This is a genomic window from Thalassotalea sp. HSM 43 (assembly GCF_004752005.1).
Taxonomy (GTDB): domain Bacteria; phylum Pseudomonadota; class Gammaproteobacteria; order Enterobacterales; family Alteromonadaceae; genus Thalassotalea_A.
The window spans coordinates 361,631-384,498 of record NZ_CP038493.1; the positions used below are offsets into that span (position 1 = coordinate 361,631).

At 42.3% G+C, this 22,868-nt stretch carries 17 protein-coding genes; 2 read left to right on the plus strand and 15 right to left on the minus strand.

Going from position 1 to position 22,868, the window contains the following annotated elements:
* Nucleotides 1–14: 14 nt before the first annotated feature.
* From E2K93_RS01640 to E2K93_RS01710, 15 genes are all read right to left on the minus strand, one after another.
* Nucleotides 15–1,265: an outer membrane beta-barrel protein gene (locus tag E2K93_RS01640; RefSeq protein WP_189637830.1), complete on the minus strand. Its 1,251-nt coding sequence runs from the start codon at nucleotides 1,263–1,265 to the stop codon at nucleotides 15–17.
* 294 nt (nucleotides 1,266–1,559) lie between these two features.
* Nucleotides 1,560–3,011, minus strand: coding sequence for an O-antigen ligase family protein (locus E2K93_RS01645; RefSeq protein WP_135437414.1), 1,452 nt, complete (start codon nucleotides 3,009–3,011; stop codon nucleotides 1,560–1,562).
* Between the two features lie 16 nt (nucleotides 3,012–3,027).
* The gene (locus E2K93_RS01650; RefSeq protein WP_135437415.1) at nucleotides 3,028–3,648 is read right to left on the minus strand and encodes a hypothetical protein; all 621 of its coding nucleotides are present in this window, start codon (nucleotides 3,646–3,648) and stop codon (nucleotides 3,028–3,030) included.
* A gap of 175 nt (nucleotides 3,649–3,823) precedes the next feature.
* The gene (locus E2K93_RS01655; protein ID WP_145988257.1) at nucleotides 3,824–4,084 is read right to left on the minus strand and encodes a hypothetical protein; all 261 of its coding nucleotides are present in this window, start codon (nucleotides 4,082–4,084) and stop codon (nucleotides 3,824–3,826) included.
* Nucleotides 4,085–4,260: 176 nt separating this feature from the next.
* A complete protein-coding gene (locus tag E2K93_RS01660; protein WP_135437417.1) occupies nucleotides 4,261–4,497 on the minus strand; it encodes a hypothetical protein in 237 nt (78 codons plus the stop codon).
* A gap of 639 nt (nucleotides 4,498–5,136) precedes the next feature.
* Nucleotides 5,137–7,218: a M13 family metallopeptidase gene (locus E2K93_RS01665; protein WP_135437418.1), complete on the minus strand. Its 2,082-nt coding sequence runs from the start codon at nucleotides 7,216–7,218 to the stop codon at nucleotides 5,137–5,139.
* A gap of 1,159 nt (nucleotides 7,219–8,377) precedes the next feature.
* The gene (gene cysC / locus E2K93_RS01670; protein ID WP_135437419.1) at nucleotides 8,378–8,989 is read right to left on the minus strand and encodes an adenylyl-sulfate kinase; all 612 of its coding nucleotides are present in this window, start codon (nucleotides 8,987–8,989) and stop codon (nucleotides 8,378–8,380) included.
* Nucleotides 8,990–9,021: 32 nt separating this feature from the next.
* Nucleotides 9,022–10,752 (minus strand): SLC13 family permease, encoded by a 1,731-nt coding sequence (locus tag E2K93_RS01675; protein WP_323368249.1) that lies wholly within the window; start codon nucleotides 10,750–10,752, stop codon nucleotides 9,022–9,024.
* A 611-nt stretch (nucleotides 10,753–11,363) separates the two neighbouring features.
* Nucleotides 11,364–12,776 (minus strand): sulfate adenylyltransferase subunit CysN, encoded by a 1,413-nt coding sequence (gene cysN, locus E2K93_RS01680; RefSeq protein ID WP_135437420.1) that lies wholly within the window; start codon nucleotides 12,774–12,776, stop codon nucleotides 11,364–11,366.
* An 82-nt stretch (nucleotides 12,777–12,858) separates the two neighbouring features.
* Nucleotides 12,859–13,770, minus strand: coding sequence for a sulfate adenylyltransferase subunit CysD (gene cysD / locus E2K93_RS01685; RefSeq protein ID WP_228445629.1), 912 nt, complete (start codon nucleotides 13,768–13,770; stop codon nucleotides 12,859–12,861).
* Between the two features lie 191 nt (nucleotides 13,771–13,961).
* Entirely contained in the window at nucleotides 13,962–14,726 is a 765-nt protein-coding gene (kdsB, locus tag E2K93_RS01690) for a 3-deoxy-manno-octulosonate cytidylyltransferase (protein WP_135437422.1), read from the minus strand.
* Nucleotides 14,726–14,911, minus strand: a complete 186-nt coding sequence (locus tag E2K93_RS01695) for a Trm112 family protein (RefSeq protein ID WP_135437423.1) — start codon at nucleotides 14,909–14,911, stop codon at nucleotides 14,726–14,728. The genes kdsB and E2K93_RS01695 overlap by 1 nt, the downstream gene beginning before the upstream one ends.
* Nucleotides 14,901–15,911 carry a tetraacyldisaccharide 4'-kinase gene (gene lpxK, locus E2K93_RS01700; RefSeq protein ID WP_135437424.1) on the minus strand — a complete coding sequence of 337 codons (1,011 nt, stop codon included), beginning with the start codon at nucleotides 15,909–15,911 and terminating at the stop codon, nucleotides 14,901–14,903. Before lpxK ends, E2K93_RS01695 begins: the two co-directional genes overlap by 11 nt.
* Nucleotides 15,912–15,929: 18 nt before the next feature.
* Nucleotides 15,930–17,693 (minus strand): lipid A export permease/ATP-binding protein MsbA, encoded by a 1,764-nt coding sequence (msbA, locus tag E2K93_RS01705; protein ID WP_135437425.1) that lies wholly within the window; start codon nucleotides 17,691–17,693, stop codon nucleotides 15,930–15,932.
* A gap of 140 nt (nucleotides 17,694–17,833) precedes the next feature.
* A complete protein-coding gene (locus tag E2K93_RS01710) occupies nucleotides 17,834–20,416 on the minus strand; it encodes a DNA internalization-related competence protein ComEC/Rec2 (RefSeq protein WP_189637831.1) in 2,583 nt (860 codons plus the stop codon).
* 354 nt (nucleotides 20,417–20,770) lie between these two features.
* Between E2K93_RS01710 and E2K93_RS01715 the strand changes: the two genes are divergently transcribed.
* Complete coding sequence (locus E2K93_RS01715) at nucleotides 20,771–21,283, plus strand: DUF2062 domain-containing protein (protein ID WP_135437427.1); 513 nt, start codon at nucleotides 20,771–20,773, stop codon at nucleotides 21,281–21,283.
* A gap of 342 nt (nucleotides 21,284–21,625) precedes the next feature.
* Entirely contained in the window at nucleotides 21,626–22,813 is a 1,188-nt protein-coding gene (locus tag E2K93_RS01720) for a collagen-like protein (RefSeq protein ID WP_135437428.1), read from the plus strand.
* The last annotated feature ends 55 nt before the right edge of the window (nucleotides 22,814–22,868 follow it).

Genomic DNA, 22,868 nt, shown 5'->3' on the forward strand with positions numbered 1-22,868 from the left:
TTCATAGCACTCAATTACAAATGGTAGCTAACAGACAAGGACGCTCTATTTTCCGTATAATCTAAATTATTATAATTGCTGTCCCGCTCATAATTAGATAATGACAGAGTAAAGTTTAAATTTCTACGCATTTCATACAACACACTGGCACTGTATATATTATTATCGTCTTCGCGATCGGTATCACCGTATTCGTCTTCACTATACGACGCTTTTAAACGCGTACCTAAACGCTCTAACCAATTATGATGCCACGATAAGTTAACATTGGTGTTTTCAATATAACTACCCTGACCTTCTGGCTCTGTGACATCACGTGCGGTAGAAAAATCAAAATTAGAATAGGTTAATGGTTTCCAAATAACACCAACTTTCCAACGAATACCGTCGCCATTATCACGTTCGTCGGCATCAAATGATTTTTCGCTGTAACCTAAATCAACATAACCTGTGGTCATCGCCGTACCTTGCCAAGCAAAACGGCTCGATACAGAAAACTCATCGTTATCTAACGACGGTTCAAACATACGGTTTGTTTCGTATGCGGTATTGGCAAACGCGAGGGTTACCGATACATCGGTAAATGCGCCAAGTTTGTAGCGCAGTGTACTACCAAATTTAATCTTGTCATGATTACGATCTGCCGTCACATCAAAGTTTTCGTCCGGCGGCGGAATATTATCGTCTTCATCAATATTTAGCTCATCAAAGTAAACACTGTCGTATTCAATATCGTAATAACTGGTGAAGAAATCTAAATTAGCCTGAGCGGTGCGCGCACCAAAAGTGTATTTTAACGAGGCATTTAATGTGTCGTATGGGGTAGGCTCTTTTAACTGGTCACCATAACCAATCGAGAAGTCTCGACCACGCTCTTCATGTAATAAAGCATACTTTGCATAGGTTGCGATGCGATGACGAGTACCTAAATCAAAGGTTGCACCTGCGCCAAACTTGTGATCGGTAATGGTATCACGGCCTTTGGCGGAGTAATTTTTATGGGATAAGCCATAGCTTAAGCTGTAACGATCTAGGCCATATTGTTTATCCAACAACACTTCGGGCTTTAAGTGGGTAAGCCAAGTATTGATCTCGTTGTCGGCATCTTGCAGTAAGTTATCGGTGTAAGATTCTGTCAAGGTAACCTTAGGCACAACATTAAAGCCGGCAAATTGGATTGGACTTTGCTCATAGGCAAACGCACTGCCGACCGTTAATGTCTGCAATGACGCTAGAATTGTTATCGAAGTCGTTAAGCGCTTCACTTTTCCATAACCCCTGAAAGCCCTACCAGTAACCCATTTTATGCAAATTCATGCTAATGAATGCGAAAACCAGTCTAGGCGTTATTGTTATTTTAACTCATTCCATTAAGCGCTTAATACCCACTTCTTAATCAAGCACTTTCTTGTACATATGTGTTTTTATTGCATTTTTTTCGCAAATCTATAAGCAACTATAGCGCAATTCTTGATAAAATCTAAATATTTTTCGTCAAATTTTTACTTTTTAATGACCGCTTTGTTTTACTGGTGACAAATTTGGCGAATCGTTATTTATTACAGTACATTCCGATTAGGTTTTAAGCTGTTTTTAGACTTCAAACCGTTATTGGCAATCCAGGCGAGCGCTAAAACAATATGAAAATACGCTGCATTTGCCGGCGCCTGCAAATTAAAATCAACGCTTATGTGCAACAACATACCGATAATCGCCAACGTCGTAGCAAAACCAACACCTTGTAATAATTTGCTGCGCCGTCGTCGCATAGCGACTACTCCTTGCCCTAAACTGACTAATACCACAATCCCTAACCACAAGGTCGCGGGAATGCCGTATTCAATGGCGAACTGTAAATAGTCGTTATGGGCGTGATCTAAAAAGGCGTTAATGTCATCCCCTTGCACCAGCGGAAACACAGTATAATAACCACCGCCACCGGTACCTACCCGCGGGAATAGTTTTACTAACTGCCAGGAGTACTGATTAAAGTCGACTCTTGCTTCGCTGGAGATAGACGTTTGTTCAATTCGAGTCTTGACTTTATCGATACCAAAATAAGCTCCCAATATAAAGGTGTCGATGATCAGCACACTGATCAGTAAAAAACCTAAACTTTTGCTTTTATGTCGCAATAAAAAGAACGCTAGAATGCCAGTGACAGTTAATGCAGCAAAAAATGCGGTATTGCCCATGCGAGAACGCGACAGCACCAATGCTATAACCATAATGGCCAAAGCAACGCGTAAGGCAGCTTTGCCTGACACCATTGAGGTTAACCAACGAGTAGCTTTATCTTTTCGACTTTCTTTATCTTCTGAATTTTTATCGAGCGTTGCCACCAAATACCCCAAGCCTATTGCCAAGCCCATAATTAAAAAATTGGCAAAATGATTACGGTAGACAAAACTGCCGTTGGCTGTCGAGCTGTTATTCATACTCCAAAAAAAGCTTTGCTCTTGACCACTAAGCGCCATTATTGAGCCGTAAAACGCTTGCCATGTGCAGGCAATAACAATGGCAACGAGCAACAACTTTAATCGCTTAAAATCGGTTACCAACAATAAGACACTTAACATAATGGCAAAATAGCTACAGGCTTTTAAGGTCGCTATCATCGCTTGATTAGGATCAACGGCAATACTCAGCCAATCGGAATGCAGTGAGCCGTGGTTTTGCACTAATACGGTATTTGGGCTTAATGCTTGAACAACATTGACGGGTAACGGTACAAGCTGTAGTACTTGGTATAACAGAAATAGCAGCATACCGAGCGCTAATGGCCAATAGGTTTTCAGTTGTTCGGCAAATGTTTTTGCCGGCATGCGCGCAACAACCACCGCTAATATCACAAAGCTGACAAACTCCATGATGCTCCACGCCCACGGACGATTTGAGCCCAATGGAATAGGTAGCCAAACAATCAATGCTAAAAGGGTATAGAAACAGGCTTGTAATATATTGCCGTTTTCAAAAGAAAAAACTGTAGCATTAGACTTTTCTATGGTCATTGCAACAGTCTCTAGATTAGTTTACTGAAGGGGTAATTGCTCCGCCGCCTGGTCCCCCGTTGCCATTACCACCACCTAACGTACCCGGTGGAATAGGCGGTTCAAGATCCAGTGCTCTAAGCTCATCAAAGGTTTTTGGTTGGTTTTGTGCAACCACCTCTTGTTGTGCATCGGTTGTATCGGATTCTGGTAAGGTTTGACTTGCGGCAACCGCTGCAGCAGCACCTGAGGTTGCTTGTGATTTTGCCGGTTCGCCGGTTTGAGCCATTTGCTCTTCTAACTTGCGACGTGCATCTTCATTTAGATTTTGTGTTAAGCGGCTTTGCTCTTCGCGAATTAACACTTTGCGCTGCTCTTCAAGCTTACGTTTATCTTCTTTTGTTTCCAGTATGATCACATCTGAATCAGTGGAGTAATTAGCCGCACCAGCTAAAGCAGCATCTCGCTCTGCCTTTTTTTGCTCTTGCTCTTTGATGTATTCATTTTGCTCATCTTCATTGTACTCTTGATCGTACAAATCAAACAAAACCGCACTGTCGGAATACGACGAAAGCTCATCACTGTCTACGGCAGTTAATGCCGCTCCGGATGAGGCGAAGAATAACGAAACTGTAAGAGCAATATATTTACGATTCATAACGTTACCGCGATTTTGTTGTTTATTATTCAGTCTTGTGTCTGAATTTTCTTTAATTTTAGTGTAACAAATAAGCGTTCAATAACAAGCGAGCCTTTTCTATTAACTCATAGCTAACTGCTTATATCTTTCTGTTTATTCTAACTACTTATGTAGCTACTAACTAACAAACGTCCTAAAAGCCGTTTGATTTTTTACCATCATTCGCTTGATTTTGTGGAGGACAAAATTTATTTTGCTGATTAGGTTTACAGGACTTTGGTGCAGCTGACGTTTCTGGTGACATAAGCGTAGTTAATGCTACAGGCGTTACTGCAGCAAGCTTTCCGTACTTTTTAATAAACTCACGTCGTGTTTGTGACGCTGTTTTTTCACCTGAATTTTTGTCCATTTTTGAGTCTTTATTTTGCTCAGTTATATTGTCGTTGCCAGCCATAATACTACTCGCCTGTTTTTATTAGTAGATAATGCTTACGTTTGATAATAACCCCGATATGCGTATTTGTAAAATTTTGATGTGATATGTCATTAAAATTTAACTGTTTTTTTATTAACTTTAAGAATTTGCAGAGGAATTTTACAAAAACATATTAACGCACTGCCCTATCTCAATTACTTAAAACCGTTTCGTTTATTGCTGTTGCTATTGTTGTTGCATTTAGGGTGATTTGGCCGTTTATCACAGAAAAAATCATTCGATTTTGGCGCCGCCGATGTTTCTGGTGACATCAACGTGGTTAAGGCAACAGGTGTTACCGCGGCAAGCTTTCCGAACTTTCGAATAAACTCGCGCCGCGTTTGTGATGCTTTTTTTAAAGCATCTTCTTGGGTTTTATTATTGTCTGCCACGTTACTGCTTTTCTCTGGCGTTCAATGAATATAGCTAGCCGAGATCATACCAACTAGGAATCTTTTGCAGTAATTAAAAAGGGTTATATGTTATTTCTGATGGTTATAGGGACTAGGGGCTAGGGGCTAGGGGCTACGGGCTAAGGGCTAAGGGCTAAGGGCTAAGGGCTAAGGGCTAAGGGCTAAGGGCTAAGGGCTAAGGGCTAAGGGCTAAGGGCTAAGGGCTAAGGGCTAAGGGCTAAGGGCTAAGGGCTAAGGGCTAAGGGCTAAGGGCTAGCAAGATTGTATTTGGGTGTACGGTGTATGCAAGGTTTATTTTTTAGAATTTGAATTTAATTGCTTTAATCAACAACCGTCATTCCGATGCAAATTGGAATCTATTCAAATGTTGTATGGAAGGTCCCGTTTTTCAACGGGATGACGACTGCGATATTGATGACGTGCAAGGATGTGCTAATGCCGACACTCTACAACCGTCATTCCGATGTAAATCGGAATCTTTTCTATTCCAGATTCTTAATTAAGATCCCGACTTTCGTCGGGATGACAATAATGAGTATGAGGGATGTATTCAGACAACCAATTCCCGCGCATAAAAAAGGCGCCCTAAGGCGCCTTTTCACATTAATTAATAATCTATTACCAGATTTTTACGCGCTTCTCAGGAGCGATGTACATCGCATCGCCTTCTTTGATGCCGTATGCTTCGTAAAACTCGTTCATGTTAGATAATGAACCAATTGCACGGAAGTGACCTGGTGAATGAGGGTCAGTTGCTACACGCTCACGCATTGCTTTTTCTGTGCGCTTACCACGCCAGATTTGTGCGTAACCCATGAAGAAACGTTGATCACCTGTTAAACCATCAATCACTGGTGCTTCTTCACCGTTCAGTGAGTTTTTGTAAGCACGGTATGCGATAGTCAAACCAGACAAGTCACCGATATTCTCACCTAAAGTAAGCTTACCGTTTACGTTTAAGTCGTCAAATACTTGGTAACCATCGTATTGGGCAACAAGTTGCTCAGAACGTACTTTAAACTCTGCTAAGTCTTGCTCAGTCCACCAGTTTTTCAGATTACCATCGGCATCGTACTTAGAACCTTGGTCATCAAAACCGTGGCCCATTTCGTGACCAATAACCGCACCAATACCACCGTAGTTTACTGCGTCATCTGCAGCCATGTTAAAGAATGGCGGTTGCAAAATTGCCGCAGGGAATACGATTTCGTTAACCGTTGGGTTGTAGTATGCGTTAACGGTTTGTGGCGTCATGTGCCATTCCCAATCACGGATTGGACCATTAAGTTTTTCAATCGCTTTAGCGTGACCTACTTGGTCGGCGCTAATTAGGTTAGTAACTAAGGTTTCGCCATTGATATCAATCGCTGAGTAGTCTTCCCACTTGTCTGGGTAACCAATCTTAGGCGTGAAAGCAGCTAGTTTTACACGAGCCGCTTTTTTGGTGTCATCACTCATCCACTCTAGTGAATCGATAGACTCACCGTAAGCGTCACGTAAGTTTTCAACCAATGTGGTCATACGGTCTTTCGCTTCAGGGGTGAAGTGACGAGCAACGTATACCTTAGAGATGATTTCACCTAAGTTACCGTTGATAAGGCTAACACCGCGCTTCCAGCGTGGCTTTTGCTCTTGCTGACCGTTGATGTTTTTACCGTAAAACTCAAAGTTTTGCTTTGCTAGTTCATCGTTTAAGTACGACGCGAAACCACCAATAACTTGCCAGTTAAGGAATGTTTTCCAAGTAGCCATGTCTGTTTCAGCAACAATCTTACCAAAACCTTCAACGAAATCTGGTTGGTTAATGATAATATCAGCTTGGTTGTCTGCACCAAGTTCTTTCAACCATGCTGACCAGTTAACTGCGTCTGTCAACTCGTTCAATTCTGCTGTTTTCTTCAGATTGTAACGCGCTTCACTGTCACGAGTTTGTACTCGAGTCCAGTGCAACTTAGCCATCTTGGTTTCTAATGCCATGATGCTTTCTGCTGCTTGCTGTGGATTTTCTTGACCCGCTAGTTCAAACATTTTCGCAACGTGTGCAACGTAATCAGCACGCATTTGTACAAAACGTTCTTCTTCTTTGAAGTAGTAATCACGATCTGGAAGACCTAAGCCAGAGTGCCATACGTGGCCCGCATAACGGCTTGAGTTTTTCGCATCAACACTTACGTAGAAGTAGATTGGCGAATCTAGACCCATTTTTTGCGACTTGGCAAAAAATACAGAAAGGTCATCTTTATTTTCAAGTGCAGAAATTTCAGCAAGAATCGGTTCGATTGGCTTAACACCTAGCTCGTTGATTTTTGCTTCATCCATAAATGAATTAAATAGGTCCGCAACTTTTTGCTCGTCAGTGCCTTTTTTAAGGTCTTTCGATGCAGCTAGCTCTTCGATGATGACTTTTACGTCTTCATCAGACTTATCGCGCAAGTCGTAGAACGAGCCGATAGCGGTTTTATCACCAGGAATAGGGTTGCTTGCTAACCAGCCACCGTTTACGTATAGATAAAAGTCGTCTTGTGGACGAACGTTGTTATCCATATTGGCTTGGTCAATACCAGAAGCTAACGCAGTTTTTTGCGTTTTCATTTCAGCTTTTGGTTGTTCAGTAGACGTTTCAGCGGCAGTTGTCGTTTCATTACAACCGGCTAATAATAGAAGTGACGAGCAAAGTGCGCCCGCAATTACGTGTTTCATGATCTCATCCCTTGTTTGGCTCGTATCTGGAATTGTTGTATTACGAGCATGGATATAATTATTGTCGTCAGCATACTACGAATTATTACTTTTAAAATCCAGTGCTCATGGTAAACATTTATGATTTGTTACAACTTTGTGTGTAAAGGGATCAAAACAGCGCCGACGAGAGCAACTATTCTCGCGATTAACTGATCGTGCTAGCTGTAAGTATTATTGACAAAGGCGTGCGAGGAATTGGTGTTTAGGAAAATTACAGGCAAAAAAAAGGCGCCGGGTAAGCGCCAGGATGCTAAACGTTTTATGAAGTGCTATAAAACTGTCATTACAACAGTGTAGCGAGCATTTAATATCTCTAAATGTTAGCGGTGTATATAAAGCATATATCGCGCCAACTGTTCTAACTTTTTACTTTTCAATAAGTTGGCTGATTTGGCTATTTCTATAAAAAAGTGAGTGTAAAAAAAACCTACAGTTTTTCGCACTTACTCACTTCTCCGCACCCCTTATAAATAAAGGCTTTCGATTAATTACTATTTTAAAAACCAATATTTTTGACGCTTTGAAGTCTAGATTTGATGCAAATAGGGATTACAGAAAATTTAGTTTTGAAGATCCCGAATCAAGTTCGGGATGACGGGGTTGTAGTTTCGGAATACGGGTTTTAGTTTCAGTTTGGCGGATATAGACTATAGGTGGTAGTCAGTACATCGTCGCCAGAAATTTGCTCCGTGTGTTTTTGGCATTCCCTACATACATGTAGGTCACCAAAAAAGAGAACCGTCTTTCCGTGCTACGACACGGAATCTTAGAAGCTGAAATAAAGATCCCGATTTTCATCGGGATGACGATAGAGAATTGGGATGACGAGTTTAAGGTTTGGGATGATGTTTTAAAGGTTTGGTTGACGGGGTGTTGTTTCAGGTGAAAACGGGTACAACGTCGACAAAAAGTTGCTCCGTGTGTTTTGGCATTCACTACATCCATGTAGCTTTTCCGGCCAACGACACGGATTCTTAGAAATAGAAACAAAGATCCCGATTTTCATCGGGATGACGGTGACCAGTTTGGTGCCCAGTTTAAAGATAATGCTGTATTGCTAAAAGCAAGTATCGGTTAAGCTGTCGCAACAGCCAACCTTACCCAATCAACACCTATATTACTTGCTTGGAATATAGCCTTTTTGTTCTAGGTGATTCACAATCTGCAAGGCGCATTGTTCAATGCTTTTGTTTGCGGTTTCAACGTGGATTTCTGGTGTTTGTGGAATATCATAGCCAGAGTCGATACCGGTAAAGTCTTTGATCTCCCCTGCTCTGGCTTTTTTATACAAGCCTTTCGGGTCGCGTTGTTCACAAATTTCAATTGGTGTATCAATAAACACTTCTAAGAACTCGCCACCTTCCAGCAGTGCTCTTGCCATGTCACGGTCTGATTGAAACGGTGAGATAAACGCGGTGGTAACGATCAATCCAGAGTCAACAAACAACTTAGCGACTTGTGAGATACGACGTATATTTTCAACGCGATCCTCGTCAGAAAAACCCAAATCACCGTTTAGACCATGACGCACATTGTCACCATCGAGAAGATACGAATGGCATCCGCGAGCATACAGCATGGCATCAACCGCATTAGCAACGGTAGATTTACCCGAGCCACTTAACCCGGTGTACCATAATAAACATGGCTGCTGGTGTTTTTGCTTAGCTCGTTCGGCTTTGCTTACATTGTGCTCGTGCCATACGGTATTTTCTGTTTTCATCGTCATGTTTTTGGCTCTATTAGAATAAATTGTCTTCGCTAAAATGGAAAAAACTTAGGGATCATATACAGCACAACCGCGCTGTAGGTCAGTGACACAGGTACACCAACCTTTATAAAGTGCTTTAATCGGTAATTACCGGCGTTAAATACCATTACATTGGTTTGGTAACCATAAGGGCTGATAAAGCTGCCACTGGCTCCAAAGGCAACCGCCATAATAAACGGTAATGGATTGGCATCTAAACCTAAGGCGATATTATAAGCGATCGGGAATATCAATGCCGCGGCGGCATTATTGGTAATAATCTCTGTCAGTATCAAGGTAATTACAAACACCGCAACGAAGGCTATCATCACCGTTTGTCCTTGCACAAATTCATGCACTTTATCGGCAATTATAAAGCTGACGCCGGTATTTTCTAATGCGGTCGCTAAGGTTAATGCACTGACCACAATCAGCCATATTTCCAATGGGAAACGGCGCTTGATTTCATTGAGTGATAAACAATTAAAGGCAAACAAAAACGCCAAATAGAAAATCAAGCATTTCAATAACGGGAAACCGAATACAACCGAGGCACCGATTGCCGATAAAAAGCCGAGCAAGGTAAATTGATCTCGCCAACCTGACAACATATCTTCGGGGTTCACACCAGACAATACGTAAAAGTTTTTGGTGATATTGGTACGGGTAACAAAGTCATTACCAACCGCTAGCACCAAAAAGTCGCCGGATTGCAAAATAATATCACCCAACTTGCCGGACAAAGTAGAGCCTTCTCGTCGAATAGCCACCACCGCAGCATCAAAGCGCGCTCTAAATCCCGCTTGTTTTAAAGTCATGCCAATAATGGATGAGCCGGGCTTGATAAGTACTTCGGTAAGGTTGTCACGCAATAAGCCATCTTGCTCTGCAAACAACTGCAAACCGTCAAATTGCTGCAATACGAATACTTTTGAAATGTCGCCGGTAAAAATAAGTTTATCGCCCCGACGAATGTATTCATCGGGTGTTACTGGAGAAATAAGGTGGTCATCACGAATAAGCTCAACCAAGAACAACGAGTCCATGCTTCGCAAACCGTTTTCTTCGATTGAACGGCCAATTAATTTAGAGCCGCGAGTTACCTGAGCTTCAACAAAATAGTGTTTATCATCTTTAGGATCTGTGGCAATTTTTGGTAAAGCGCGTATACGGATAAGCAGCACAAACATACACGCGCCTAATGCCGCCAGGCCTACCATGGTAAAGTCGAAAAACTTTAAGCTAGGCAATCCGCGTTCTATCAGCATCGAGTTAACGATAAGGTTGGTCGAGGTACCAACAAGCGTTAATGTACCGCCAAGAATCGCTGCATAAGACAGCGGTAATAACAAGCGACCAGGATTAATGTATTTGTTGTTTTTGATAGGTGATATTAATGTCGCAACCACCGCGGTATTATTTAAAATCGCCGAAGCAATAGCCGTGGTAAACAACGTTTTAATATAGGATAAAAAGGTATTTTTACCGATAAGGTGGCTTGACAACACCCGCAAAAAGCTGGTGCGTTCAAACGCAAACGAACAACTGATCAGTAACATCAGCGTTAGCAGGCCGGGGTTAATGGCATTTTGGAAAATATCGTTGGTGTTAACAAAGCCCAATATCAAACACGCCATAGTTGCGGCGGCGAATACTTTTTCTGGGGCATTTTGATACTTCACCAGCCCAATAAAGGTACCCGCGAAAATCGTTAACATCAGCCATTGATCAATGCTCAGCATTAAACAACCTTTTCTGCAGTGTCGGCTGTGTACAAGTAAACATCACTCATCACACCGACACCTTATTATCGTTATAGTAGTAACATATATCAGCCAATTAATGTCGGCAAGATATATTGTCGTTTGTATGTTGCTTTAGTGTTTTCAAGTTTAACGTCTAAAATTACCAGTGTTTGCATTTATCTGCTTTGTCATTGCCAAACCATTTCTTTGACCTTGTCATCCTAACCCCGTACCGTCATCCTAACCCCGTACCGTCATCCCGTTGAAAAACGGGATCTTATACTCTGTTCCTAATATTCCGTGTCGTAGCACGGAATGACGTACATGGATGTACGAAATGCCAAAAACGCAAGGAGCAGTTTTTGGTGACGTACATGGATGTACGAAATGCCAAAAATGCATGGAGCAACTTTTTGGTGACGTACATGGATGTACGAAATGCCAAAAATGCATGGAGCAACTTTTTGGTGACCTACATGGATGTAGGGAATGCCAAAAACGCAAGGAGCAGTTTTTGGTGACGTACAAAAGTTAAGGCAAATCAATACAGCAACAAAAAAGGCGGCATACACCGCCTTTCAATCGTATTTTTAGTCGTTATAACTATCTTAAATTGGCTTACAGCCCCATTCTGGGAACTGTGTACGAATAAATTCGTTCAACGCCACATCAGATTGTGAATATTCACGTTTCACATCAGACTCTGCTTCACCTTCAACAAAGGTTTTGCTGATCATGCCAGCACCTACGGTGATATTGCTCAGGCGGTCAATAATAACGAACGAACCTGTGCCTTCAACTTGCGAGTAGGCATCAACAACCACAGGACCATTGGTGGTAATGTTACACGATGAGATTTCATTCAACTTCATCTCATCTTCTTGGCTGTGCTCAAGGGTATTTACATCAATACGGTAATTGATGTTATCAACACGACCAAAAACGTTCTTGGTACCAATTTTAAGCTCGTACTCTTTACCTGGTTGTAAAGCCGCTTCACTCATCCAAACAATGGTCGCTTCGAAATTATCGGTAACCGATGCTAATTTATTAGAACGAACAATGACATCACCACGAGAAACATCAATTTCATCATTAAGCGTTAACGTGATCGCTTGATCAACGCTAGCCGATTGCAACTCGCCATCAGCGGTAACAATCGCCTTAACTGAAGATGACTTACCTGACGGTAGCGCCGTTACCACATCACCAACGTTGATCGTGCCACCACTGATGGTGCCACAAAAGCCACGAAAATCTAGATTTGGACGAGTCACATACTGTACTGGTAAGCGAAAATCATCTAGGTTTTTGTCACTGTTAACCTTAACGGTTTCTAACAATCCCATAAGGGTGGCACCTGGGTACCAATCCATTTCTTCAGAGCGATTAACAACGTTGTCGCCTTTTAACGCTGAAATAGGTACAAAACGCACGTCAGGAATGTCCAACTGACTTGAAAACTCGCGATACTCGTCTTTGATTTTGCGATACTCGTCTTGTGAGTAATTCACCAAATCCATTTTATTTACGGCAACGATAACGTGCTTAATGCCAAGCAAAGAGGCAATGTAAGAGTGGCGTTTGGTTTGTGTTTGTACGCCGTAACGAGCATCAATCATCACAATTGCTAAATCACAGTTTGATGCGCCTGTTGCCATGTTACGCGTGTATTGCTCATGGCCTGGACAGTCGGCAATAATAAACTTGCGCTTTTCAGTCGCAAAGTAACGGTAAGCCACATCAATGGTGATGCCTTGCTCACGTTCAGATTGCAAACCATCTACCAACAACGCTAAGTCAAACTCGCCATCGGTGGTATTGAATTTTTTTGAGTCGCTTTTAATCGCATCCATGTGATCTTCAAAGATCAACTTGCTGTCGTGCAATAAGCGGCCAATCAGTGTTGATTTACCGTCGTCGACGTTACCGCAAGTTAGAAAACGCAGCATGTCTTTGTTTTCATGAACACGTAGATATTCTTCGATATCGTTTTCAATTAAAGCTTGTTCTTGATTCATTGTTGTTATCCTTTGTGCCCACTATCTAGCCAGCACCTTTAAAACCTTATGTTATTAACTGAGTGAAAATATTGGTGTTGGCTTAGAAATAGCCTTCCATTTTTTTCTTCTCCATCGAGCCTGAACTGTCATGATCAATCACACGACCTTGGCGCTCGGAGGTTTTGGTTAACAACATTTCCTGAATAACTTCTGGTAGCGTGGTCGCTTCAGACTCAACCGCACCAGTTAATGGGTAATCACCCAAGGTTCTAAAGCGAACCATCTTCATTTCAGGCTCTTCACCGTCTTCAAGTGGCATACGGTCATCATCAACCATAATAAGCGTGCCATTGCGTTCAACAACCGGACGCTTAGCCGCCAAGTACAATGGTGGCAATTCGATGTTTTCTAGGTGAATGTATTGCCAGATATCAAGCTCGGTCCAGTTTGATAATGGGAACACACGAATGCTTTCACCTTGATTAACCTTGCCGTTATACACGTTCCAAAGCTCTGGACGCTGGCTTTTTGGATCCCAACGGTGATTTTTATCACGGAAAGAATACACACGCTCTTTGGCACGAGATTTTTCTTCATCACGGCGCGCGCCACCAAAAGCTGCATCAAATTGATGTTTGTTAAGCGCTTGTTTTAGCGCTTGGGTTTTCATCACGTCGGTAAATTTAGCACTGCCGTGATCAAATGGGTTCATACCGGCTTCAACGCCTTCTTGGTTGGTATGAACAATCAGATCAAGACCAAACTTTTCAGCAACTTGATCACGATACTCGATCATCTGTCTGAATTTAAACGTGGTATCAACATGCATTAATGGGAACGGCGGTTTCGCCGGATAGAAAGCTTTCATTGCTAAGTGCAGCATAACTGCAGAGTCTTTACCGACAGAGTACAGCATAACCGGGTTATCAAACTCGGCGGCAACTTCCCTAATGATATGGATAGATTCAGCTTCAAGCTGTTTTAAGTGTGTTAAATTCATAGATGATCTGATTTCATTATTTTTAAAATTAAAAATGGACTCTTAGTCGTTTTACGTCCTTGCTAAGCCCCTTAAATATGAGCGAGCAAATAAGAGGAAGCAAAATTATGTCACAAAATTACATGTCTTACTATATTAGACCAATATCTAAATTGGTTCTAAAAAGCTATTTTATATAACTAATATGATATAAGAATGATAATTTATAATTGTTTAGCAAAGGCTCTAGCTTTATCTAAATCTTGTTGCGTATCAACGCCCTCAACTGGCATACGATTGGCGGCAACTTCAACATGGATTTTTTCACCTTGCCACAGCACTCTTAACTGCTCTAGCGCTTCAATGTGCTCTAAAGCACTTGCCGGCCAAGACACATAGTCTTTAATAAAACCAGCGCGGTAGGCGTAAATACCAATATGGCGTAAGTAAAAATCGCCTATCTCTTCAATGCTCTCTTGATTAAGAAAACGTTCGCGATCGTATGGGATAGTTGCGCGAGAAAAATACAAGGCATAACCGTCTTTATCACAAAGCACTTTTACTGCATTTGGGTTCAGCGCTTCTTCTACCGAGTGAATGTTCACCGCTAATGTTGCCATTCGGGCTTTGCTTTGTTGGCCTAAGTTTTTAGCTACCTGGCTGATGTTTTCACTGGGGATAAACGGTTCATCACCTTGCACATTTACAATGATGTCATCATCATCAAAACCGTATTTTTCGACCACTTCGGCTAAACGTTCGGTGCCCGATTGATGATCGGCGCGGGTTTTACACACTTCACCACCAAAGCCAAGTACGGCTTTTTCAACTTCATCATTGTCGGTGGCAATGATCACTTTTTCGGCACCTGAGGCCATGGCTTTTTCCGCCACCCACTGAATCATTGGCTTGCCATTAATGTCGGCCAATACTTTGCCCGGCAGTCGACTTGACTGAAAACGGGCAGGAATAACCACAGTAAATGTCATTAGCTACGCTCTTCTTCGGTTAACTTTCTCGCTTCACTTTCCAGCAACACCGGAATGTCGTGCTCAATTGGGTAAGCCACATGATCAAACTTGCAAAGCAGTTCGCTTTTGTCGCTGTTAATGCTTAATTTGCCTTTACATACTGGGCAGGCAAGAATTTCCATCAATTTAATATCAAAGGCCATAGTGTTTACATCTCGTCATGATTAATTCGATTAATTGTGCACCGTTTTGCTCATTAAAACTGGCATCAACTGGCAAATACCAACTGTTGTCATTTACCAAGTGCGCACATTTTACTGCGTCTTTCTCGGTCATTAGCAACGGCTGATTCTCAGAAAATTGAGCAAAGTCGTTATCGTTAAATTTATGATGATCGACAAAGCCAACATGATTGGCTAGCGAAAAACCAAGGCTGCGCAAGGTATTAAAAAAACGCTCCGGATCGCCAATACCAGCCAATGCATTGACTGGGTTATTTGCAACAACGTCAGTCATAAATTGCGCTAGTGGCAAACGCTTACCACTTTTGACATTAACCACCGAATCGGCAGCTAAGTTCATCGCCATTTCATCGACATTGGCAAGGCCACCGTTAACAATAACTTGATCAACATAATTTAAGCGCCATACCCCTTCGCGCAAAGGACCTGCCGGTAACAGCCAACCATTGCCAAAGCGACGCTTACCATCGACGACCACCAGTTCAACATCACGCTTTAAGCGATAGTGCTGCAAGCCATCGTCACTGATGATCATGTTGCAACCTTGCTGCATTAGCAATTCAACATTGGCAATACGATCAGGACTTATCGCCACAGGCGCTTTGGTGCGCTGATATATAAGCACCGGCTCATCGCCTGCTTGCTCGGCCGTAACTCCATCGGTGACCAGCAAAGGAGTTTGTCGTTTTTCTCCGCCATAGCCGCGACTTATAACGCCAACCTTAACGCCTCGTTGTTGCAATTGCTCAACTAAAAACACAACCAACGGCGTTTTGCCATTACCACCAACGCCAATATTACCGACGATAACAACCGGCACATCAAGCTTAGGTTGCATTAAAATATGATAGCGATACAAACTGCGGCGCAGCGCACTCAATGCCCAAAACAACACATTAAGCGGCAGCAATAACCAGCGTACGGGGTGGTTTTGATACCAAGCTTGTTCAATCAATCGCACAGTCGCCGCCTTAGTCCGTTAGTCGCCAAACTGAAACGCGTGCAATTGTGCATACGCGCCGTTTTTCGCCAGCAATTCGCTGTGATTGCCCTGCTCTATCAGCTCACCTTGATCCATAACAATAATGCTATCGGCATTTTCGATGGTGGATAATCGGTGGGCGATAACCACGCTGGTACGATTTTTTTGCAGCTCAACCAGAGCTTCTTGAATATGACGCTCAGATTCAGTATCAAGGGCGCTCGTCGCCTCATCTAAAATCAAGAATGGCGCATCACACAATAAAGCGCGAGCGATAGCCACACGTTGACGTTGACCGCCACTTAGCATTGAGCCATTTTCACCAATATTGGTATCAAGCCCTTGTGGTAGATTTTCAGCAAATTCGATTACATGCGCAGCTTTTGCGGCGTTTTCAATCTCTTCACGGCTGGCATCCGGTTTACCGTAGGCAATGTTATTGGCCAAAGAATCGTTAAATAACACCACTTGCTGTGACACATAGGCAAACTGTCTGCGTAAATCTTTTAGCTTGTAGTCGCGGATGTTTTCGCCATCGATTTTCACTTCACCGGTTTCGGCATTGTAAAAGCGCAGTAGCAATGAACTGATGGTTGATTTACCAGAGCCAGAGCGGCCAACCAAAGCCAAGGTTTTGCCTGTATCAAGGCTAAAGTTAATATCTTTTAATGCGGCTTTTTCAGCGCCATCATAACTAAAGCCGACCTGTTCAAAAGCGATTCGACCTTGCGCACGTGGCAAATCAATGGTGCCGGTATCTTGTTCAATTGGTTTATCTAGCACCTCAAAGATGCTGCCTGCCGCTGCCATACCACGTTGAAACTCACTGTTTACCGTAGTCAGTAATTTAAGTGGGCGTAGCATCATGATCATACAAGTCACCACAGTGGTGAATACACCTGGTGTTAGGTTTTCAATAAGACCGTCTTGTCCTGCCATATACAACACAAAAGCCAAGGCAATAGAAGCAATGATTTGAATAATAGGCACACTGGTGGCCTTGGCGGCAACCATTTTCATGCGCTGCTGACGATTTTGATTATTGATTTTGGCAAAGCGCTTAAATTCACGCTCTTGTCCGCCAAAAGTCAGCACCACTTTGTGACCGTTAAAGGTTTGTTCTGTCGCACTGGTAACGATACCCATCATTTTTTGAATACGTTTACTAACCGAGCGAAAACGTTTCGATACCACGACAACGATGACCGCGACAACAGGCACGATTAACAAGAAAATAGACGATAATTGCCAGCTGTTATAAAACATCAAACCCAACAAGCCGATAACAAAAGCGCCCTCGCGTATCAGCGTTAGTAAGGCTTTTGAGACCGCTTTAAGCAGTTGTTCAGTGTCGTAGGTGATTTTTGAAATTAGTGTACCGGTAGATTCTTTATCGTGAAATGGTACCGGCATGGCAACAATATGTTCAAACAGTTGTTGTCGTAAGCGCATCACCACATGATTACCCATCCAAGCCAACCCATAGGTGGCTATAAAGTGGGCAACGCCGCGCAAAACAAACGCGACGATAACAAAAATAGGGGCGTATTTTAGAATATCCGGATTCGCATTGGTCAAGCCGTCATCGATTAATGGCTGAAGTTGCGAGAAAAATAAGGTGTCGATGCCGGCATAACACAGCATACCGAGAATGGAAAACGCGAAGCCTGTTCTTAGGCCACGAGTATAACGAAACAAGCGACGAAATTGTTGCCATGTGCTCGCTTCTTTTTGCGCACGTTTTTGCACGTTTTTTTGCATATAAGTCTCAAATCGAGGCTGTTATTATTCTATTACGCCTATTTTACAAGAAATAGACGCAAATCATAGTGTTAACAGCCAGCTTTTGTTGGTTGCCTTAATAATAGTCAATATTGGTTCGCTTGGTTTAAATATCAAGGCTAATTAAAAGGCCAAGGTCGCCACAAGTCATGTCGATAACTGCGCGCCGTTATGGTGTTGATGCTAGTGTTGATGTTGGTGTTGCTGTTGATATCAAATACCAACATGCCTTGCTCGGCAGTATTAAACGCCTTACTGCCCATTTGTCGATAACGCTGTTGCACCGCTTGCACCGGCATATGCCAGCGATTTAAGTAACCGCTGCTGTAAACAATATAATCTGGCGCGAGCTTTTCAACAAAGGCTAAACTGGATGAGCTTTTTGAACCATGATGTGGTGCAATCACTAAGTCAATATCATGGCTTAATGTTGATAACAGCTTTGCCTCGACCCGTTTGGATATATCACCTGGTAATAATAGTCTGTGCTTACCATCAAAAATCAATAACACACAAGAGTCATCATTTTCTTCGCCCTTAATGTCTTCTGGCCAAAGCATTTCAATAGTAAGTCCCTGCCAGTTGATGCTTTGCCCTTTAACACAAGGTGTATGGTGTATTTTGTTTTCTGCTTGGTTAGCCGACCTTACACGGTTAATGACATTGTCGGCATTACTGATGACATGTGTGCTTAAGCCATGTTTAACGATTTCATTTATAGCGCCTGCATGGTCATTATCGCTATGACTGATGATGACCATATCCAACGGGCTAGAGCTAGCAAGATTTTGTGGCCTGCCACCTAGGTGCGGTTTCCTTGGAAAAGACTGTAATTGAGATTGCTGTGCTAGAGACAGTATTGATGGCTTTAAAATTGAAGAGAGTTGCAAATATGGCATGACACTGGCTTCAATAAAATTAAAACCACTTTTAAACTTTGCGCCAGTATCATACAGCATTGCATGACCATTCTTCTCAATTAAAACCGCTAAACCATGGCCGACATCGAACACCACCACTCGCCAGGCATGCTGATCATTTGTCGATATCCGCGTAATAGCCACATTCATTGCCAGATTCATTAACAGCAACAGTGTCGTTGGCAGCGCGACAAACAGTGCTTTTTGCTTTTTGGTGGCCGGTAAAACCCAACTAAATGCGCCACACAGTGCTGCAAATAAACACGTGCTTTTAAATAGGCTACTCATGTTTGGTAATTCAATATGAAATTGATCTAGCCAATGTAAATACTCGATGCAAAAATCCAAGGACACAGCGGTAAGTTGCAGCAACAACATCGTCATATCCTGCGCTAATTGTGATGACATGCCCGTTGAGGTAAACGATGCAGAGAAATAATCTGTTGATAAAAAGATAGTACTGATGGTGGTCAGTAAACTCAGCGGTATCGCACTGATAGACATGATTGGCACCACGATAATATTGGCAATGGGCGACAGTAACGACATGTTGTTAAAAAACCACAATGACAATGGCAATACCATCAAAGAAACCACCACTTGCACCAATAGTATTGACGCGATAAATCGCAACAGCCATGAGCGGTTTGCCAAGTGATGTTTGAACACATAGACGCCATAAATAATGATCATCACTGCCAATAAAGACAAATAAAAACTGATATCGAATATGGCAAAGGGTTCGATCAAGACGATAACAAAGGCACTGCTCAGCAAATATCGAAACGGTTTAAAGGGCAGCTTTAAAAATCGAAACATAAAAAACAGCCAAAGCATCACTAGTGCTCGAATAGTTGGCATCGCAAAACCTGCTAAATAAGCATAAAAGCTTGCCAGTATTAAGCTCATTGCGATTGGTAAAAGGTAGCCGTAGGCGTTTATCCAGCTTCTGCCGAATATCGCCCCAGGCACAAGCATTAGCAACAACCGCCCCAATAGATAACCAAGCCCAGCGATAATCGATAAATGCAGCCCCGAAATAGCCATTAAATGTTGGGTGCCGGTGTTTTGTAATAATTGCCAATGTTGTTGTGTAAGCTGACTTTTATCGCCGATTGATAGCGCTAAGATAAAAGCTAAATATTGCTTCGCTTTTTGTGCTGATCTGTTTTTTACCGGACTGTTTTGTATCAGATACTGCAGTCGCCGCTGTACACTCTGTCGCATGCTTGGTTGTTGCAGCAAAATTTGATTGTTTGCGTCAGGTTTTACATAGCCATTAAAATGAATGCCATTGCTTTTTAGCCAACGCACATAGGAAAAGCTGCCAAGATTGGCAAAGCCATGGGCTGGTTTTAACTTTAACTTAAGTTGTACGCTATCGCCTTGCGACAATACTCGTTTATTATCTGTTGCATTTGAATCAGAACCAAGGTGTCCAACTGCATGCAAAGGTAAGTGCATAGCTAAGCGCAAAGGTAAGTGCATAGGTAAGTGCACATTACTGATGCTGACCCGAGCGACAAATGGATGCGTTAATTGCTCACCATCAATTTGCTCAATTCTGAGATTGATCTTATGCGATACCTTGTCATTGATGTGTTTGTTTTTATTGACAGGCTCAGCATTCGATAAATCGATAATAGGCAACAAAGACAATACCTTAGCCTTTACCGTAATCGGCCTAGGGTACGGGTTTTGGTTTACTTGCTCTAACAGATACCAGCGGCTGATATTGACTTGATTTACTTGATCATGGCTGAGCTTAAATTGATATGACATTGCCGACATCAATAAATAACTGTAGCCGCAGCAAAAAGCTATGCAGTATGCTGTTATACTTTGTTTAGTTTGCTTAAATAGCCATTTTGCTAATAAAAACAGTATGACAAGGCAAGACAAAGGCACGCCAAGCAAGTAGAATATAGACAAATTTATAGGTAAGCAGCAGGCAACAATGCTGCCCGCCAAAAAGCACAGTAACCACCGTTCCATAGTGAATTATCCATTTTCTCTGTGTTCGTTTCGGTGTTTGAAACGTCGTTTTTGACTAGAATATTAAGTATAGACCACGCATCCACCGCGATATCTCGGCGCCGATAAGGGCAAACTCGCGGTCCGCATGATAAGAAAGTTATGCCCAAAAAACTGATAAAACGTTATTTACCGGACCATCAAACCATAAAGTCCAACAAACATTTACAAATATTTGGTGACGTATTGCACGACGCTAATTTATGGAGTTTGAATCGTCGTTCGGTATCAAAAGCCTTTGCCATTGGTCTATTTATGGCCTTTGTACCTGTGCCATTTCAGATGGTGTTTGCTGCCGGCTTAGCGATTTTATTCAAAGGTAACTTGCCCTTGTCTATCGCCTTAGTGTGGATTTCCAATCCAATCACTATTCCACCGATTTTTTACTTCTGTTATTTCATCGGTACCATACTGATGGGCGTGCCTGAGCAGGAATTTGCCTTCGAGTTAAGTTGGGATTGGTTTGTTAGTAGTTTATCCACCGTTGGTGGGCCATTCTTATTGGGCTGTGCAGCTTGTTCAGTGTTTTTCTCTACTCTAGGCTATTTCACCATAAACTTCTTATGGCGTTATCAAGTGACCCGCAGCTGGAAAAAGCGCTTACACCGTAATTAAACCCCTGTAGATAAGCCGAGTAACTCAGCCTGTAACACCTCTACTTCTCCTATTGTCATCCCGATAAAAATCGGGATCTTAGATTCTATATTGAAGCCCAGCAAAGCTACTTAGATGCAGCGAATGCCGAAAATGCATGGAGTAGTTATCAGCGACAGAGTAAGTTTTCGTAAAATATATGGGTGTAGCAATGACCAAAAAGGTTATCTTCCTACTCATTTCTATTGAAAATGTTGCCATTCTATTAGCAACAACTACACTCAATCGTCTGTACGTTCACTTTTGCACAAATAAACCCACCTGAATAAGTAGTACAGGGAATTAACTTCAAGGAAACTCCTAATGAAACTGGCTACTTTGTTACTGGTAATCCCCTTGTCTTTTCCGTTAATAGCTAAAGACAATATAAAAACTCGAGTCAACCAATTAGAATCAGACGTTAGACATTTAAAAACAGATGTCGACAATATCCAATTAATCCCTGGCCCCAAAGGTGATAAAGGCGATTCTGGCGTACCTGGCCCTCAAGGAGAGCAAGGTGTTCCAGGCAATAATGGTACGAACGGAGTTAACGGCATCGACGGACAAGATGGTAAAGACGGTCAGGATGGCGCGGGCGCCGAAGAATTAGCGGTCATTAACGAGCAAATAACTGAACTCTATTCATATCATCAGGTTACGTCGCCTGTCAGTACAGCCATTGGCAGCATTAATTTTCCCCACATAAATAGTCGCTACGATTTGAGTGACGCTAAGTTAAGATGGAGTCAACCCTTACCTGACGGTAGTACTAACGCTCGAATGTCTATAGACCAAGTAACCATTTCTTTAACCAATCAAGGTTTATATGAAGATCTATTCACTGAGCTATTCCGGCAAACCTTAGGCGATGCAACCATAACATTGAACAATGGTAGTGACCTGACACTTTCTTTTTCCAATATATTGTTCACCAGCATTCAACCAACCAAGCAAGGCACCAGTATTACCTTTGCTTTCGAAAAAATAGACATTGACTTTAATGGCAAACTCCTCACGTTCGCCCGTACCTATTCATCACCATGGGAAAACCCTAACAGTTTTGGCTGTGGTAATGAATTCAATTTCATTGTCTATGGAGATGGAGAACCCGCTAACCCTATTGGTACTTATACCCCACTAAAAGATTTTGAAGTTGAATCGGTATTGGTTTGGGACGGCGCTATTGATCCGAGTCGAGCACCGTCACAACACCAACTCTCCGAACTACTCATTAGTGATGATTTAAATTCTGAATTTGAATGTTTGCTAACCAAAATCACATCCCAATCATCAATAAATATCGCTATATTGGCGGATCTACCAATTGTCGAAAAGGAATATCAACCATCTGTCGAATACACACGAGCAACATTGACTGAATACACCTTAAGTCTAGACTCTAATGGTATTCAGGCCGAAGCCTACATCGCCTACGAGCAAGTTATTTACTCGTTTGCCTCTGGAGATAAATTTGGTTGGGATCTTCGTACGAATTCCCCAATAAATTAATATGTGGATACAGCAATTAATTTCATCACCGCCTATCTCTCAGCCAAAAGAGCGC

What these genes read in the sequence shown, in the direction of transcription:
- E2K93_RS01645 (WP_135437414.1), bottom strand. Translation starts at nt 3,011, where the DNA reads ATGACCATAGAAAAGTCTAATGCTACAGTTTTTTCTTTTGAAAACGGC.
- E2K93_RS01650 (WP_135437415.1), bottom strand. Translation starts at nt 3,648, where the DNA reads ATGAATCGTAAATATATTGCTCTTACAGTTTCGTTATTCTTCGCCTCA.
- E2K93_RS01655 (WP_145988257.1), bottom strand. Translation starts at nt 4,084, where the DNA reads ATGGCTGGCAACGACAATATAACTGAGCAAAATAAAGACTCAAAAATG.
- E2K93_RS01665 (WP_135437418.1), bottom strand. Translation starts at nt 7,218, where the DNA reads ATGAAACACGTAATTGCGGGCGCACTTTGCTCGTCACTTCTATTATTA.
- cysC (WP_135437419.1), bottom strand. Translation starts at nt 8,989, where the DNA reads ATGACGATGAAAACAGAAAATACCGTATGGCACGAGCACAATGTAAGC.
- E2K93_RS01675 (WP_323368249.1), bottom strand. Translation starts at nt 10,752, where the DNA reads ATGCTGAGCATTGATCAATGGCTGATGTTAACGATTTTCGCGGGTACC.
- cysN (WP_135437420.1), bottom strand. Translation starts at nt 12,776, where the DNA reads ATGAATCAAGAACAAGCTTTAATTGAAAACGATATCGAAGAATATCTA.
- kdsB (WP_135437422.1), bottom strand. Translation starts at nt 14,726, where the DNA reads ATGACATTTACTGTGGTTATTCCTGCCCGTTTTCAGTCAAGTCGACTG.
- E2K93_RS01695 (WP_135437423.1), bottom strand. Translation starts at nt 14,911, where the DNA reads ATGGCCTTTGATATTAAATTGATGGAAATTCTTGCCTGCCCAGTATGT.
- msbA (WP_135437425.1), bottom strand. Translation starts at nt 17,693, where the DNA reads ATGCAAAAAAACGTGCAAAAACGTGCGCAAAAAGAAGCGAGCACATGG.
- E2K93_RS01710 (WP_189637831.1), bottom strand. Translation starts at nt 20,416, where the DNA reads ATGTCATATCAATTTAAGCTCAGCCATGATCAAGTAAATCAAGTCAAT.
- E2K93_RS01715 (WP_135437427.1), top strand. Translation starts at nt 20,771, where the DNA reads ATGCCCAAAAAACTGATAAAACGTTATTTACCGGACCATCAAACCATA.
- E2K93_RS01720 (WP_135437428.1), top strand. Translation starts at nt 21,626, where the DNA reads ATGAAACTGGCTACTTTGTTACTGGTAATCCCCTTGTCTTTTCCGTTA.